At 60.4% G+C, this 366-nt stretch carries 1 protein-coding gene; it reads right to left on the bottom strand.

What is annotated here, in order from left to right; translation table 11 throughout:
• Positions 1–366 (bottom strand): GTP-binding protein (locus EGN72_RS00175; protein ID WP_233586966.1); only part of this gene is annotated, 366 nt, incomplete at both ends.

The raw sequence follows: 366 nt of genomic DNA, 5'->3' as shown, positions 1-366 counted from the left end.
TTCGCCGATTTCCGGCTGCGTGCCGTTCATGGCGTGCAGAGCCGAACCACGGATGATCGGGATATCGTCGCCGGGGTAGTCATACGAGGACAGCAGCTCGCGGATTTCCATTTCCACCAGTTCCAGCAGTTCTTCGTCGTCAACCTGGTCAACCTTGTTCATGTAGACGACCATGTAGGGGATGCCGACCTGGCGACCCAGCAGGATGTGCTCGCGCGTTTGCGGCATCGGGCCGTCAGCGGCGTTCACAACCAGAATAGCGCCGTCCATCTGCGCCGCACCGGTGATCATGTTCTTCACATAGTCAGCGTGGCCGGGGCAGTCGACGTGGGCATAGTGGCGCGCTGCCGACTCATATTCCACGTG

Source organism: Pseudorhodobacter sp. E13 (assembly GCF_003991405.1).
In the GTDB taxonomy this organism is placed as follows: domain Bacteria; phylum Pseudomonadota; class Alphaproteobacteria; order Rhodobacterales; family Rhodobacteraceae; genus Pseudorhodobacter.
Note: the sequence above shows the minus strand (reverse complement) of the source record. Positions and strands in the feature narration are given on the sequence as shown.